Source organism: Rosenbergiella collisarenosi (assembly GCF_018494085.1).
In the GTDB taxonomy this organism is placed as follows: Bacteria; Pseudomonadota; Gammaproteobacteria; order Enterobacterales; family Enterobacteriaceae; genus Rosenbergiella; species Rosenbergiella collisarenosi.
Genome location: NZ_JABBFP010000003.1, coordinates 385463 through 400668, shown reverse-complemented (window position 1 = coordinate 400668; position 15206 = coordinate 385463). Strand labels below are relative to the sequence as shown.

At 51.6% G+C, this 15206-nt stretch carries 13 protein-coding genes; 5 read left to right on the top strand and 8 right to left on the bottom strand.

The features are described from left to right. Nucleotides 1-68 precede the first annotated feature (68 nt). Both HGT70_RS07695 and mdoC read right to left on the bottom strand, forming a co-directional pair. Entirely contained in the window at nucleotides 69-1553 is a 1485-nt protein-coding gene (locus tag HGT70_RS07695; RefSeq protein ID WP_071429511.1) for a SulP family inorganic anion transporter, read from the bottom strand. A gap of 24 nt (nucleotides 1554-1577) precedes the next feature. Further along, nucleotides 1578-2699: a glucans biosynthesis protein MdoC gene (gene mdoC, locus HGT70_RS07690; protein WP_214195511.1), complete on the bottom strand. Its 1122-nt coding sequence runs from the start codon at nucleotides 2697-2699 to the stop codon at nucleotides 1578-1580. A 219-nt stretch (nucleotides 2700-2918) separates the two neighbouring features. On the opposite strand from mdoC, the gene HGT70_RS07685 reads away from it, so the two are divergent. Genes HGT70_RS07685 through HGT70_RS07675 form a run of 3 tightly spaced genes read left to right on the top strand, consistent with a single transcriptional unit; the run spans nucleotide 2919 to nucleotide 7317 of the window. Further along, on the top strand, nucleotides 2919-4484 hold the full coding sequence (locus tag HGT70_RS07685) for a glucan biosynthesis protein G (RefSeq protein WP_071429512.1): 1566 nt from the start codon (nucleotides 2919-2921) through the stop codon (nucleotides 4482-4484). Further along, nucleotides 4477-7029: a glucans biosynthesis glucosyltransferase MdoH gene (gene mdoH, locus HGT70_RS07680; protein ID WP_214195473.1), complete on the top strand. Its 2553-nt coding sequence runs from the start codon at nucleotides 4477-4479 to the stop codon at nucleotides 7027-7029. Before HGT70_RS07685 ends, mdoH begins: the two co-directional genes overlap by 8 nt. Nucleotides 7030-7077: 48 nt before the next feature. Beyond that, complete coding sequence (locus HGT70_RS07675) at nucleotides 7078-7317, top strand: YceK/YidQ family lipoprotein (RefSeq protein WP_071429516.1); 240 nt, start codon at nucleotides 7078-7080, stop codon at nucleotides 7315-7317. Here HGT70_RS07675 and HGT70_RS07670 read toward each other — a convergent pair whose 3' ends face one another. Further along, complete coding sequence (locus HGT70_RS07670) at nucleotides 7318-7713, bottom strand: MysB family protein (RefSeq protein ID WP_071429518.1); 396 nt, start codon at nucleotides 7711-7713, stop codon at nucleotides 7318-7320. It abuts the gene before it with no gap. Nucleotides 7714-7897: 184 nt separating this feature from the next. On the opposite strand from HGT70_RS07670, the gene trhO reads away from it, so the two are divergent. Then, complete coding sequence (trhO, locus tag HGT70_RS07665; RefSeq protein WP_214195472.1) at nucleotides 7898-8956, top strand: oxygen-dependent tRNA uridine(34) hydroxylase TrhO; 1059 nt, start codon at nucleotides 7898-7900, stop codon at nucleotides 8954-8956. A 43-nt stretch (nucleotides 8957-8999) separates the two neighbouring features. Here trhO and acpA read toward each other — a convergent pair whose 3' ends face one another. From acpA to HGT70_RS07640, 5 genes are all read right to left on the bottom strand, one after another. Then, nucleotides 9000-10691: an acid phosphatase gene (acpA, locus tag HGT70_RS07660; protein ID WP_214195471.1), complete on the bottom strand. Its 1692-nt coding sequence runs from the start codon at nucleotides 10689-10691 to the stop codon at nucleotides 9000-9002. A 79-nt stretch (nucleotides 10692-10770) separates the two neighbouring features. After that, entirely contained in the window at nucleotides 10771-11892 is a 1122-nt protein-coding gene (solA, locus tag HGT70_RS07655) for an N-methyl-L-tryptophan oxidase (RefSeq protein ID WP_214195470.1), read from the bottom strand. 84 nt (nucleotides 11893-11976) lie between these two features. Further along, nucleotides 11977-12228 carry a biofilm formation regulator BssS gene (gene bssS, locus HGT70_RS07650; RefSeq protein WP_071429526.1) on the bottom strand — a complete coding sequence of 84 codons (252 nt, stop codon included), beginning with the start codon at nucleotides 12226-12228 and terminating at the stop codon, nucleotides 11977-11979. A 104-nt stretch (nucleotides 12229-12332) separates the two neighbouring features. Continuing rightward, nucleotides 12333-13382: a dihydroorotase gene (pyrC, locus tag HGT70_RS07645; RefSeq protein WP_071429528.1), complete on the bottom strand. Its 1050-nt coding sequence runs from the start codon at nucleotides 13380-13382 to the stop codon at nucleotides 12333-12335. 201 nt (nucleotides 13383-13583) lie between these two features. Beyond that, the gene (locus HGT70_RS07640; RefSeq protein ID WP_214195469.1) at nucleotides 13584-14639 is read right to left on the bottom strand and encodes an NAD(P)-dependent alcohol dehydrogenase; all 1056 of its coding nucleotides are present in this window, start codon (nucleotides 14637-14639) and stop codon (nucleotides 13584-13586) included. A gap of 105 nt (nucleotides 14640-14744) precedes the next feature. On the opposite strand from HGT70_RS07640, the gene HGT70_RS07635 reads away from it, so the two are divergent. Beyond that, nucleotides 14745-15134, top strand: a complete 390-nt coding sequence (locus tag HGT70_RS07635; RefSeq protein ID WP_214195468.1) for a winged helix-turn-helix transcriptional regulator — start codon at nucleotides 14745-14747, stop codon at nucleotides 15132-15134. Nucleotides 15135-15206 lie beyond the last annotated feature (72 nt).

The following is a 15206-nucleotide window of genomic DNA, read 5'->3' as shown; positions in this document are numbered from 1 at the left end:
AAAAACATTATAATGTTTGAGGATTAAAAAAATGGGGTGGGGGGAGCGCAAGATGCTCCCCCTTTCTATTACTGATGTTGAGCGGAAACCCGTTGGTGGATCGCCTCGCTGCGCCCGGCTAATCCCACGAGGGTAACGGTACAATGGTGACGCTGATAACGATGTTCGATAGAGTCGAGCACACTAACACTCGACGCGTCCCAGATTTGTGCGGCACTGAGATCGATAATCACCTGCTGTGGATCATTCGCATAGTCAAAGTGTTCGTATAAGTCGTTGCTGCTCGCGAAGAACAGCGGACCTTCCACATGGTAGGTGACCTGTTGACCATCGGCGGAGAGGCTACGCCGCGCGACAATAATATGGCTAATGCGTCGTGCGAACAGTAAGGTGGCAAAGACCGCGCCCACTACCACGCCCAGCGCTAAGTTACTCGTCCAGACCGTCACCACCACGGTAAATAGCATAATCAGGGTTTCGCTGACAGGTAATCGGCGCAGCGTCTTCGGTTGCAGGCTATGCCAGTTAAGTGTCTTAGCAGAGACAATCACCATAATGGCGGCGAGAACGACCATCGGGATCTTAGCCATCACCTGACTCAATACGCTGACTAATAGCAATAACACGATGGCGGCGATCACCGTTGAGACTCGGCTTCGCGCCTTACCCAGTTCGACGTTAACGATAGTTTGGCCAATCATCGCACAACCCGGTACGCCACCGTAGAAGGCTGCGAAGAGATTAGCAACGCCCAATCCCCATGACTCACGGTGTTTATTGGATGGGGTATCGGTAATGTCATCCACCAGCTTCGCAGTCAATAACGACTCCATCAGACCGACGAGCGCAACACTTATCGCCGCAGGCCAGATAATGCTTAGCGTCTGCCAGTTGAGGGGGACATGCAAGGCGTTGAAGCCAGGAAGACCCGGTGACATTGTTCCCTCATCCCCCACGTTTGGCAGGTGAATACCGCTATAGATCGCGATACTGGTCAGTAAGACGATCGCGATCAACGGGGCAGGGATGGCGGTAAAGACACGCGGTAGCCCGATGACGATAGCGAGTGTCACGGCGAAGAATACCCAGACCAGCGGCCCATGACCTAAGATATGCGGCACCTGCGCCATAAAGATCAGTATCCCCAATGCGTTGACGAATCCCGTCATCACCGCCTGAGGGATATAGCGCATCATTCTTGCTAAACCGAGTACGCCGAAGAGGATTTGTAATGCCCCCGCTAGCACGACGGTGGGCAAAATATAGTTAACGCCATGAGCGGCAACCATCGGGCCGATAACGAGAGCGACCGACCCGGCAGCGGCACTCACCATTGCAGGGCGACCGCCGATAAACGATAGGGTAAGACAGATGACGAAGGAAGCGATAAGGCTTACTTTCGGGTCTACCCCTGAAATGACCGAAAATGAGATCACTTCCGGTATTAAGGCGAGAGCCGTGACAATACCCGCCAAGCTCTCGGTAATGAGTAATGAAGGCGATGACAGCACCGTTTTAACATGACCGGCTTTTGCTGCAGAACGTTGTTCCATGTAGTGACCCTTGTTGAATATTTATTATTTCGTCGTCTTGCCTGAAAAAAGAAATCGCAGTACGGGAATACGCAGGTGGATCTCGTACAGGACGAATGATACGCCAAATACCATGACTAAGCCTGCAAAAAAACCGAGCCAATTATTATGAATGGCCGGGCTGACAAATAAGCCATAGATCAGGGTTAAGGGATGGTGGACCAAATAAATAAACAGCGAGGCGTTCACCAGGTAAGTGACTCGTGGCGAGTGGCTATTTAATAAACGATAGCCGCTGCTAAAACAGATGTTGAGCATGCAGATACCCATCGCCATCGAAATTAAGGCATCGAGTTCATAGAGCCAACCCTCACCAGAACTGTGATGCTGATTATAGTGATAGGCGTAGAAGGCGAGGAGCGTACTGAGCCACAGTAGCGGATGCGGCTTGATAAACAGCGCCTTGAGCGAGGTGATCTGCCAAGCGAGCGCGCCCAATATAAAGAAGGGGAGATAAAAGAGTACCTGCATCACCACGATATTCATCAATGCATCTTTCATCACCAGCGGCAGCGTGATCACTAATACGCGGCGCAACACGCACCAGGCTAAAACACTTAAGGTTAAGCCTAGGATAACCTGCCACCAACTCACCTTTTTATCCTGCCAGTGTTCGGAACGGGTCGCGAGGAAACGGAATAATTGATAACCGATCAGCGTTAATAAACAGAGGATCAGCAAGAACCACAGGTGCGATATAAGCTCCCAACATAAGGTATTATATTTTTGATAGAGCGTGAATTGTGACCAATTCGGAAATTTATCCGAGATATTTTTCAATAATAGAAACTGCGGCAAGGTAATTAATGGAATTGCCGCAAGAAAAGGAATACCTACCCGCTCAAGGCGAACCTTAAGCCAGCGTTGCGGCGAATACCGCAAAAATAGCATGTAGGAGAAATAACCGGAGATGACGAAAAAGACCTGCATACGAAACGAGTGGATAAACTCGTTAAATAACGTCAGCCCGAAAGAGGCCGTAGGGCTGTTAATTGTCCAGTGTTGCGACGAATAAATGAGCGACACGTGAAAAGGTACACCGAGCAGCATTAAGAACGCGCGGATGGAATCGAGAAAATACTCACGTTGTGGGGGTTGGGTAGACATCATCTATACTCATCGTCTAGGGTGCATTTTGCACGATTTCGGCTAAGATCATGGGAAGTATATCAGACAACCTAGGCGGCCTGCGGGTTTCGTTAAATAATCCGAAAAATCTGCTATTACTAATAAAAAGACACTATCACTCTAAGATGACTGTCAGAATGCCATGGAATCCATTAATATACGCTGAGTGATTTTAAGTACACATTTTAAGGGGGCGATGTGCTCATCAAGAAAGAGACTACACATAAAGGACGACAACTCAAATGGGTTGGTGCAGCAGTACTGGTCGCACTCTACACGAGCAACAGTTGGGCATTTAGTATCGATGATGTTGCTAAACAAGCACAGTCATTGGCTAAAAAAGGCTACCAAGCCCCAAATAATAATCTGCCCTCACAACTTCGCGAATTAAAATACGCCGACTACCAACAAATTCAATTTAAACGTGATAAAGCGTACTGGGCAAAACTCCACACCCCGTTCAAGCTCGAGTTTTATCATGAAGGCATGTATTTCGATCAAGCGGTGAAAATTAACGAAGTGACCGCCTCGGCCGTCCATGAAATTAAGTACGATCCTGCCTACTTCGATTTTGGAAAAGTCCCCCATGATGCCGATACCTTGAAAAACCTGGGTTTTGCTGGGTTTAAGGTGCTTTACCCCCTTAACAGCCGCAAAAAAGAAGATGAGATTAGCAGCTTCTTAGGGGCGAGCTACTTCCGTGTGGTCGGTGCTGGCCAAACCTATGGTCTCTCCGCGCGTGGTCTGGCGATCGATACCGCTGTGCCAGCAGGGGAAGAGTTCCCACGGTTTAAAGAGTTCTGGATTGAGCGTCCAACCGCCAATGCTAAGCAGTTGACGATTTATGCGTTACTCGACTCGCCACGTGCAACGGGTGCTTACCGCTTTATTATCCATCCAGGAAAAGACAGCACGGTAGATGTGCAGTCTCGGGTCTACTTACGTGACAACGTCACTAAACTCGGTATTGCCCCACTTACAAGTATGTACCTGTTTGGCGCCAACCAGCCATCACCTGTGGTGAACTACCGCAACGAACTGCATGATTCGGATGGTCTCTCTATTCACAACGGTAATGGTGAATGGATCTGGCGTCCTATTAATAACCCGCGTCGTTTAGGGGTGAGCACCTATCAAGTTGAGAACCTGAAAGGCTTCGGACTATTACAACGCAATCGCGATTTCAGCCATTACCAGGATCTCGATGACCGTTATGACCAACGTCCAAGCGGCTGGGTAGAACCGGTCGGCGATTGGGGTAAAGGCCATATCGAACTGGTCGAAATCCCGACTAATGATGAGACCAACGATAATATCGTGGCGTTCTGGAGCCCAGAAAAGCTGCCGGCAGCTGGCAAAGAGATGAAGTTCGATTATCGCTTACACTTCACTCGCGATGAAGCGGCGCTGCACGATAACAATTTAGGTTGGGTCCAAGATACGCTACGTTCAACCGGTGACGTTAAACAGTCGAACTTGGTGCGTCAGCCAGACGGCAGCATCGCGTTCCTGGTCGATTTCGTCGGTAAGAACTTGAGTAAGCTGACAAGCGATGCGAAAGTCGCTCCGCAAGTGAGCATCGGGAACAATGGCGAAATTGTTGAGCAGAATGTCCGTTATAACCCAGTCACGAAGGGATGGCGTCTCACGCTGCGTCTACGTGTTAAAGATCCAAAACAAGTGACGGAGATGCGTGCGGCGTTAACCCGCGATGAAAAACCATTGACCGAAACCTGGAGCTATCAGTTACCTGCCAATGAATAAATCAACGTTTAACTCGGAACAGTACGTCGACACTCTGCCGCTTGATGCGGCAGAGCAGTCTTCGCTACGCTCAGCCGCCGCGCAGGAAAGTTTTGCCCAGTTCCATCGTGAACTGGGTCATGACACGACAGCGAGCGACCATGAAGAAGATGCGGCGCTTGCCTCGGTTTCCTCGCGCGTTAAAATGGCTTGGGCGACCAAAGATGCGGGCGACGCGCAATTTGACCAGGATGATTTGCAGCGCACCACCCTTAAGGCCATGCCGCCGGTAAGACGTGCGCTGATGTCGCCTGATATTTGGGAAACTAACCCGCTCACGCGGGCATGGCGTTCCCTACGCGGTAAGTCGCGTAAGCAACGCGAGCGTTTACAAGATGCGCCTACGCGTAACTCGGAAGAGAAGTGGCGGGTGGTGGGGACGATGCGTCGCTACATTCTGCTGTTCTTGACCCTAGCGCAGACCGTTGTCGCAACCTGGTATATGAAAACGATCCTGCCTTATCAAGGCTGGGCGCTGATCGACCCGACGCAACTCTTCACACCGGATTGGAAGCAGGCGGTACTACAGATCCTGCCTTACGTTTTACAAACCGGCATCCTGTTCTTGTTTGCGATTTTATTTTGCTGGGTATCCGCCGGGTTCTGGACCGCATTAATGGGCTTTCTGCAGCTGTTGATGGGCAAGGATAAGTACAGCATCTCTTATGGTACGGCAGGGGATGAACCGCTTAACCCTGAGAATAGAACTGCGCTGATCATGCCTATCTGTAACGAGGACGTGCAGCGTGTGTTCGCCGGTCTACGTGCAACTTGGGAATCAGTTAAGCGTAGCGGTAATGGCGCGCATTTCGACGTCTATATTCTTAGCGATAGCTTTGATGCCGATATCGCCATCGCCGAACAGAAAGCGTGGATGGAATTAGTGCGTGATGTCGGGGGAGAAGGGCAAATCTTCTATCGCCGCCGTCGCCGCCGTGTGAAGCGTAAAAGCGGTAACATCGATGACTTCTGCCGCCGTTGGGGGCAGAACTACGCTTATATGGTCGTGTTGGATGCCGACAGCGTGATGAGCGGAGAGTGTCTATCAGGCCTCGTGCGTATGATGGAAGCGAACCCGAATGCCGGGATCATCCAGTCTTCTCCTAAAGCCTCTGGGATGGATACGCTTTACGCTCGCTGTCAGCAGTTCGCAACGCGCGTCTATGGACCCCTCTTTACCGCGGGCCTCCATTTCTGGCAACTTGGTGAATCCCACTACTGGGGCCATAACGCCATCATTCGCGTGAAGCCATTTATCGAGCACTGTGCCTTGGCTCCGCTTCCGGGCGAGGGGTCTTTCGCCGGGTCCATTATGTCCCATGACTTTGTGGAAGCGGCCTTGATGCGTCGTGCCGGCTGGGGCGTCTGGATTGCCTATGACCTGCCAGGCTCCTATGAAGAGCTACCGCCTAACCTGTTGGATGAGTTGAAGCGTGACCGTCGCTGGTGCCACGGTAACCTGATGAACTTCCGTCTATTTATGGTTAAGGGTATGCACCCTGTGCACCGTGCGGTGTTCTTGACCGGGGTGATGTCTTACCTCTCTGCACCCTTGTGGTTTATGTTCCTCGCCCTCTCTACGGCGTTACAGGTGGTGCACTCATTGGTCGAGCCGACTTACTTCTTACAGCCTCGACAGCTGTACCCGGTCTGGCCACACTGGCGTCCTGAACTGGCGATTGCACTTTTCTCGACGACGCTCGTCCTGCTGTTCTTACCGAAGATGCTCAGTGTATTACTGATCTGGTGTAAGGGCGCTAAACCTTACGGTGGCTTTGTCCGCGTCTTCCTCTCTCTGATTTTAGAGATGTTGTTCTCGGTATTACTCGCACCGGTACGGATGCTGTTCCACACCGTTTTCGTGGTTAGCGCATTCCTGGGACTAAAAGCAGTCTGGGATTCCCCGCAGCGTGATGATGACTCAACCCCGTGGAGCGAGGCTTTCCGTCGCCACGGTTCACAGATGCTACTCGGTATTGTGTGGGCTGCGGGCATGGGCTATCTCGACCTGAACTTCCTGTGGTGGTTAGCACCGATCGTCGGCTCATTGATCCTGTCGCCGATCGTATCAGTGATTTCGAGCCGCGCTACGATCGGTTTAGCCTCACGCCGCGCGAAGCTATTCTTAATTCCAGAAGAGTACGATACGCCGCAAGAGCTGATTGATACCGATAATTATGTGCTGCTCAATCGCGAGCGTGTATTGGATGATGGCTTTATGCATGCGCTGTTCCATCCTTCTTTTAACGCGCTAGCGACGGCCATGGCGACGAGCCGCCATCTGCAGAGCGATCTGCTGGAGCATGCTCGTGAACGTCAAATCGATCAGTTACTGAGTGAGTCACCGGAGAAGAGTAGCGCGAACCAGCGTTTGCTTGCGATTAGCGATCCTGTCGTGTTGGCACGACTACACAGCCGCCTATGGCAGCAACAGGATAAATACCGTCAGTGGCATGAGAGTTACGCCAAGCTGACCGTTAATCCTCACGCACTACAGGTTAACTAATGATAAGGCGGCTTAGGCCGCCTTTTTTATCGGTGAGGTCGATAAGTCATGTTCCCATGGCAACAAAAACTAGTCGTCATACTCTCAGTCGTTATGTTGAGTGGTTGTGGCAGTATTATTAGTCGCAGTGTGGCGGGGCAAGGACAGGGACATCAGTACTACCCGGGTGTGCAGTGGGATCTGCGCCAAGGTTATTGGCGCTTTATCACGATTTTGGATTTACCACTTTCGCTTATCGTTGACACCTTTATGTTACCGATCGATGCCAAACATGGTGACTACCCGTAACTACCAGCGTTCAGAGTCGCTGTTGTCGTCATCCCACTCATTCGCGGCGGCGCGCCCTTCTTCAGTATCGGTCGGTGGCGCAAGTTGAAATTCGCCTTCGTCCCACTCATGTAAGGTATTCTCGGGTAACCATTCGGCGAGAATCTCTTCTTCATCGTACTCGTTATCCCAGATTGCTTGTGCAGCCTCGTCAAAGTAGAGAGGCAGGCATTCGCTTGGCTCGGTATTCTGATCGGAAAACTCTGCTTGCCACATGATGTCGCCATCTTGCATAACATATTTTTGTAATGAAAATTGGCTAATGGCGGCGTCGTTCTCATCGACCTCTGGGTTGTCAGCCAGATAGCTCTCGCGCGCGACGTTAATCGCTTCGTCTAAGGTAGTGAATAAATCCATGGTATTGACCTCATCTCTTTGGGAATAAAAGAAGCATAGATCATATTTCTTACTGTGAAGCCGTTAGCGATTAATTTAATGAATTTTTGGTTTATCCCGAACGAACGCCCAACCGGGGCTTGGGATGCGTAGGGCTATCGGGTATGATAGACGCCTTTTTTAACCGCCCTAAAGGACGAACACCATGCCAGTGTTACATAACCTTGTATCGAACAAAGAACTCAAACAGCGTTTAATGGAAGAGGTCGAACCGCGCACTACCGTCTCTTTCTATAAATACTTTACTATCGACGATCCGCAGGAGTTCCGTGACCGCCTTTATCAAACCTTTCTTGCCCTGAAGGTGTTTGGTCGTGTCTATATCGCGGCAGAGGGGATCAATGCGCAAATTAGCGTGCCCGCCAGTAATTTTGAGGCGATGAAGCAGAAGATCTTCGCTTTCGACCCGGCACTGAATGGCTTGCGGATGAATATTGCCCTCGATGACGACGGTAAATCTTTCTGGGTATTGCGCATGAAGGTGCGCGAGCGGATCGTGGCAGATGGTATTGAGGATACGAGTTTCGATGCGAGCGATGTCGGCGCCTACCTTAAGGCCAACGAAGTCAATGCTATGCTCGACGATCCCGATGCCGTATTTGTCGATATGCGTAATCACTATGAGTATGAGGTGGGTCGTTTCGATAATGCATTGGAGATCCCGGCCGATACCTTTCGCGATCAGTTGCCGATGGCAGTAGAGATGCTCGCGGAGCAGAAAGAGAAAAAGATCGTGATGTACTGCACCGGGGGGATCCGTTGCGAGAAAGCCAGCGCCTGGATGAAGCACCAGGGATTCGAGAATATCTACCATATCGAAGGCGGGATTATCGAATATACGCGAAAGGCGCGCGAGCAGGGGTTACCTGTACGGTTTAAAGGTAAAAACTTTGTGTTCGATGAGCGCATGGGCGAGCGTATCTCAGACGATGTATTAGCGCACTGCCATCAGTGTGGCGCATCGTGCGATACTCACGTGAACTGCCTAAACGACGGCTGCCATTTATTGTTTATCCAATGTGACGACTGTGCGGTGAAGTATCGTGGCTGTTGTAGCCCTGAATGTTTAGAGGAGTCAACCTTGACGCCTGACGAACAGCGTCAGCGCCGAGCAGGACGAGAGACGAGTAATAAAATCTTTAATAAGTCACGCGGTCTATTACGAATGACCTTACCGTCGCCAATTAATAAAGATAACACTTAATATTCCGCCCCAGCTTGCGCAGGGGCGGTTAGGTTGTTCGCCGTTAAAACTCTAGGGTGGCGCTGAGGTCACCCATTTTAGCGTGCCCATGTTTTACTAACGCGTTATCGCGTTCGGTTAGCCCATTAAGTACAGGTAGGTCGTAGACACGGCTAATGAAACGTAGAATTGAGCCGGTATCGTATTGGGTGTGATCGACATGACCGCGGCGTGCAAAAGGTGAAATCACTAACGCTGGGATGCGTGAACCGGGCCCCCATCGATCTCCTTTCGGTGGAGCGACAGGATCCCACCAGCCGCCATTTTCATCAAAGGTTATCACCACTACCGTATTTGGCCACTGCGGGCTGCGCTGTAATTGGTCGATAATATGTGCAATATGACGGTCACCGGCTTCAACGTCCGAGTAACCCGCATGCATATTGAGGTTACCCTGCGGCTTATAGAAGGTCACTGGAGGGAGTTTCCCGGAAATGACATCAGCAAGAAAATGGTTGGTGGCGGGGGAGTCGCCTAAGCCACCATCGCGCAAATGCTGCGTTCTCGCCTGCGGATGGGCGGGGCCGAGGTTTTCGAAATAGTTAAAAGGCTGGTGGTGCAATTGGAAATCAGGACGCGGCGGAAATTCCGTACTGTCTTTTTGATCATCGGTCGCAAACTGCCAGCCGCCGGCGTACCATGCCCAATCAATTCCTTTCTCTGCCAGTTTATCGCCAATATGCGCGTGTTTTTGCGCAGGCAATACATTGGCCTTACTGGCATCGGCGTAATCCGGGCGTTGAGCATCGCGACTAGCGGAAGGCCAGAAGGGCGGTTGCATGGTGTTAACCGCATACCCATCGGGGGTGATCTGGCTTGGCCCGAATTTTGGAATACCGGTCAATGCGCTGGCGGGCGAGTCCGCTAAGGGTTTTAGGCGGCTATCGGTTGGGTCGTCGCTCATCAGTTCTGCGATTAAGCCTTTCGCAGGCGAGGTGTTAACATCAGGATAGTAGGGCGCTTGGGCACAGGCTAGATATTGATGGTTAAGGAACGATCCGCCGAAAGCACCTTGGAAGAAGTTATCACAGAGCGTGTAGTCGCGTGCTAATTGCCATAGGCGCATGTTATACGCGCTATCGGCATAACAGCCCATAGTTAACGCCCCGGAATCGGCCCAGGCGACGAAGCGATCGTTCTTTCCACCATTAATTTGCATCTGGTTCTGATAAAACACGTGCCACAGATCACGAGTAATGACCCCTTGCGGTAGGGCCTCTTGGTCATCACCCTGCAAGGCAAAAGGCTTATTGGGCAATGTATTGAGATACGCTGCGTCTTGACCAATTTCATAGCGCTTATGGTTGACCACCTGCGGGTCTGGGACAAGGCCTTTCCAAATCGGTGGTAGATGCGAAAGCGGGGTGCCATCCCGATCAACTTGGGTTGTCGCCTGCTCGCTCAGCTGGTTTAACGGCTGTTGGCTACCGGGAAAATTGGCGAACAGGTTATTGAAACTACGATTCTCTGCATAAATCACCACAACGTTTTTTACTTTTTCTCGCAGTAATTCTGTCTGTTTGGTCGTGGGATAATCGGCAAGAGGCCGTGCGGCACTATTTTGATGTACGACGGCTTGTGCACCACCGAGTGGTAATAGGGTAGAACTAACACCCAGTACCGATGCACCGGCAAGTAAGCGGCGACGCTGTGGGTTTTCAGGTGCGGCTGAGGTGTTGGGGTTCTTCGACTTCATGCATTGTCCCTTAGTAGGAAAAAGTTAGCGTCACGATACTCATTATGCGTGACGCTTTTATGACAATGCCGCGTATCAATTACGCCGTTGCGAAGCGTTGCAGACGAAATGGCGAGATGACGGTGTCGATCTCTTGGCCTAGCGCGAAGTGGCTCGCAATTTCCCCGAGCGCGGGCGCACATTTAAAGCCGTGACCACTTAAGCCGCTGATCACCAATCCGGTCTTATTCTCATCCAGATAATCGATGATAAAATGGCCGTCGGGAGAGTTGTCGTAGCTGCAGGCTTGGCCGAAGAGGCAAGCGCTTTGCCCGGGTAAAAATTGCTTTAGGAAGGCGAAACATTCGCTACCATCTGTGGGGACTTGGCCAAAGGGCAGGCACTCAGCGGCGCTCTGCAACGGTTGCCCGCCATCGTGGCGCGCGACTTTAAGCTGGTCGTCCTCGGCAGGGAAGCCATAATACTGGCTACCGTCGTCGAGCTGGGCAGTAAAGGCCGGGAAATGGGTGTGATGACTAAAGCGCCCATCGGACTGAAACCATGCCATGACTTTGCGTACTGGCGTGATCGGCAGGTCGGGGACGAGTTTTTTCGCCCAGCTGCCTGCGGTGATGATAATTTTACGTGCGGTATAGTCGCCATCCGCCGTAGTGACCCGATACAGCTCATCGTGGTGTTCGATGGCGGTGACTGGGCAATTAAATAACTGTGCACAGCCTTGTTCTTGCGCCAGTCTGATCCATTGCTCGACCGCTTTTTCACTATAGAGGTAGCCCGCCTCTTTATCGAGTACGCCGTGAAAGTCATCGGGCACAACGAAGGTCTCCCAGCGCTGCCGGATCTGTTGCGCGCTCAGGGCTTCTACTTGCACAGACCAAGTCTGCGCACTCGCCAGTAACTGTGGGATCAGTGGCGCGTTAAGCGGGGCAATCGACAGGACACCACTGCGTTGGAACAGCGTGGTCGACGAGGTTTTTTCCAGCGCGTCCCACAGCACTTTACTGCGTTGCAGCAGAGGCATGTAGCGATCGCCTTCGGCATAGGCATAGCGCATCAGGCGAGTGGTACCATGGTGCGAACCTTGTTGATGAGGGGGATGGTGAGCATCGATCATCAATACGTTTAGGTTATTGATGGTGGCGTAGCAGCCTGCTGCTGCCCCGACTGAACCGCTTCCGACAATAATGACATCGTAAATCATTGCATTGCTCCGCTTTTTTTTTGCAGCATAGCAGAGTCGAGCGGGGTCAGACAAAAAAAGGCACCCTATGGGTGCCTTGGAGAGTTAATGCTTTGCCCTGACTGGTTCTGTCTCTGACTCTTCAATACGCGCAATGCCTGCTTCGAGAAGAGAAATAAACTGCCGTGCTACATCCGTAGTGATCCAATAAGCGGGACCAATATCGGCATCTTGTTCTGTTTGTTGGGCCGAGGAGACTGAATGCAGGCGGATCATCATCGCATTATAATCTTCGACGGTACTGATATCCCAACCGACTAACGGATGTGTTTGGATCACATTACTTTCTTTATCCATCTGAACCTCCATAATCGTCTAGTAGTGGTGAAGACTGAGGTTACATGTATCCTATTTACTCCATAGGAAGGACAGAGTATAGCATGGATCTGGTTTAATGCGGGTTATTCACTCACAACCTGCCATTGCACGGTCTCTCCTGCCAAGAAGGGAATTAACTGCTCGTCGCCGAGGGCGATATGTTCGGGTACTGTCCACGCTTGGCGTTGTAGCGTAATGGTCTGCTCATTGACCGGTAATTGATAGAATGTCGGACCATTTATCGAGCAGAATGCTTCTAGGTGCTCCAGTGCCCCGAGCTCATCGAATACTGTGGCGTAGGCGGCTAATGCAGTCGGCGCGTTGAAAACCCCGGCACAGCCACAGCTCGACTCTTTACGCGATTGTACATGTGGAGCGGTATCGGTACCGAGGAAAAACCGCGCGTGTCCGGTCGCGACCACATCACGGAGGGCTTGCTGGTGAATGTTACGCTTGAGGATCGGCAAGCAGTACAGATGTGGGCGGATCCCGCCACTCAACATATGGTTACGGTTGAACATCAAATGTTGGGGGGTTACCGTCGCGGCTAGTAGCTCGTTTCCCTCTTGTACGTATTGCGCGGCATCACGGGTCGTGATGTGCTCCATGACAACGCGCAGTGCCGGGAAGCGTTGACGCAGCGGTATCAACACTTGATCGATAAATTTCGCTTCACGGTCAAAAATATCGACGTGAGAATCAGTCACCTCACCATGGATGAGCAGCGGCATGCCGATGGCCTCCATGCGCTCCAGCACTTCAGCAATGTGGTCAATGCTGGTAACGCCGTGGCTAGAGTTGGTGGTGGCGTGGGCCGGATAGAGTTTTGCGGCGGTGAAGACTTTACGGCTAAAACCTAGCTCGACCTCGTCGGCAGAGAGGCTATCGGTCAGATAGCAGGTCATCAATGGCGTAAAGTGATGCGTTGCAGGAAGCGCGGCGAGAATACGCTGACGGTATTGTTCGGCGGCATGAACGGTAGTGACCGGCGGAACTAGATTTGGCATGACGATTGCTCGCCCAAAATGCGCACTGGTATAGGGTAGGACAGTGTTTAGCATCTCATCATCGCGCAGATGAATATGCCAGTCATCGGGACGACGAAGGGTCAGCGTAGTTACAGGGGATTTCATCAGTATAGGCTCCGGCTAATAGGTCAACGATTAGGGCGTTCAGGCCGGGAACCAAGCATAAAGGTCGCAACGTGAGATTGCACTCTTTTTTTATAGAAGGTGCAACGAAATGAGGCCATCGTGCCATATTCCGCCCCTTGGCGACAGGTGTAAGGGGCAAGATGCAGCCACGCTGGGCTGCAAGCAGTGAGGGGGAAGACTTTAGCGCGACCACCGTGTCGCATGTATATCGATCACGAAACGATATTTTACATCGCCGTTTAGCATGCGAGTAAAGGCTGTTTCGATATTCTCGCCGCTCAGCAGTTCGATATCGGAGGTAATGCCATGTTGACCACAGAAATCGAGCATCTCTTGGGTTTCTTTGATGCTACCGATCGATGAACCGCTGATACTTAATCGTCTAAAGACCATCGGCGTGATCGCGGGAGAAGTGTGTGGGCTCTCGGGGATCCCGACTAAGACAAGCCGGCCATTAGTTTTTAGTGTCGCTAAGTAAGGGTCGAGATCGTGCGAGGCGGCTACGCAGTCGATAATCAGGTCGAGGGAGGTCTGACAGGCAGCCATCTGCTCGGCGTCGTGAGAGACAACGACCTGTTTTGCCCCTAGCCGTTTCGCATCTACACCTTTCTGAGGCGAGGTAGTAAACAAGGTCACCTCTGCGCCGAGCGCGCTCGCTAATTTTACTGCCATATGTCCGAGTCCACCTAGGCCAACCACACCAACTTTATCTCCTGCTTTGACGCCGAAGTGGCGGAGCGGTGACCATACGGTGACCCCGGCACATAATAGTGGAGCGACGCCGGCAAGGGGGAGGTTGTCCGGTACGGAGACTACGAAGTCTTGATCGACGATAACTTGCTGCGCATAGCCGCCCCATGTGCTCTCACCGGTGTATTTGTCGATGCCATTATAGGTCGGGGTGAAACCCTCCTCGCAATATTGTTCTGCTTGATTTTGACAAAAATGACACTCGCGGCACGCATCAACCATTACCCCGACGCCGACGATATCGCCAGGTGCGAAGCGCGAGACCTGATTACCGACATCGATAACCCTGCCCACGATTTCGTGGCCAGGCACTAAGGGGTAGCGGCTCACGGCCCACTCATTACGTGCCATATGTAAGTCAGAATGGCATACGCCGCAGTACAATACCTCGATAGTCACGTCTTGCTGTTGCAGAGGACGCAGGGCGATTTGATCGGTCGATAATGGGGAAGTCGCAGTATGGGCAACTAGGGCATTAATTTTCATACTTCTCTCGTTTGCGCTTGGTCATAGAGTGGGCCGCGACTATAGTGAAGAACGAACAATTTTGGTAGTAGTCACCATTTGGTAACTACTAGGAGGTGAGTAATTATGCCCGATTGGGTAGAGGGGCAACTCTTTTTCTATGCAGATTCTCCTGCGCGAAGAATTATGGATCTGTTTAGTACTAAATGGAGTTCAATGGTATTGCACGCGCTCTATCATTGGCCGGAGGGCCGTGCCCGCACCGGCGCGTTACAGCGCAGCTTGCAGGGCATCTCGAAAAAAATGCTGTTCCAAACGCTAAAAGAATTAGAGCAACGTGGGTTAATTGCCCGTCATGTCTACGATGTCATTCCGCCAAAAGTCGATTACCGCCTCACGGCCCTTGGGCTAACGTTCGCCGAACCGATCGAAAAGATGTATCAGTGGGGCGTCGAACATCAAGCGGCATTGGATGAGATGGAAGCGATTTATCAGGCGAGCAGGGCACAGGAATAGGCGGGCTATCGCTGCGTGGGTATCGGTAAATCTTAGACCTATTCCCCGAAGTCCCTCGATCATCCTGACGCA

Coding starts and splice junctions, on each gene's coding strand:
- HGT70_RS07695 (WP_071429511.1), bottom strand. CDS start 1,553: ATGGAACAACGTTCTGCAGCAAAAGCCGGTCATGTTAAAACGGTGCTG.
- mdoC (WP_214195511.1), bottom strand. CDS start 2,699: ATGTCTACCCAACCCCCACAACGTGAGTATTTTCTCGATTCCATCCGC.
- mdoH (WP_214195473.1), top strand. CDS start 4,477: ATGAATAAATCAACGTTTAACTCGGAACAGTACGTCGACACTCTGCCG.
- HGT70_RS07675 (WP_071429516.1), top strand. CDS start 7,078: ATGTTCCCATGGCAACAAAAACTAGTCGTCATACTCTCAGTCGTTATG.
- HGT70_RS07670 (WP_071429518.1), bottom strand. CDS start 7,713: ATGGATTTATTCACTACCTTAGACGAAGCGATTAACGTCGCGCGCGAG.
- trhO (WP_214195472.1), top strand. CDS start 7,898: ATGCCAGTGTTACATAACCTTGTATCGAACAAAGAACTCAAACAGCGT.
- acpA (WP_214195471.1), bottom strand. CDS start 10,691: ATGAAGTCGAAGAACCCCAACACCTCAGCCGCACCTGAAAACCCACAG.
- solA (WP_214195470.1), bottom strand. CDS start 11,892: ATGATTTACGATGTCATTATTGTCGGAAGCGGTTCAGTCGGGGCAGCA.
- bssS (WP_071429526.1), bottom strand. CDS start 12,228: ATGGATAAAGAAAGTAATGTGATCCAAACACATCCGTTAGTCGGTTGG.
- pyrC (WP_071429528.1), bottom strand. CDS start 13,382: ATGAAATCCCCTGTAACTACGCTGACCCTTCGTCGTCCCGATGACTGG.
- HGT70_RS07640 (WP_214195469.1), bottom strand. CDS start 14,639: ATGAAAATTAATGCCCTAGTTGCCCATACTGCGACTTCCCCATTATCG.
- HGT70_RS07635 (WP_214195468.1), top strand. CDS start 14,745: ATGCCCGATTGGGTAGAGGGGCAACTCTTTTTCTATGCAGATTCTCCT.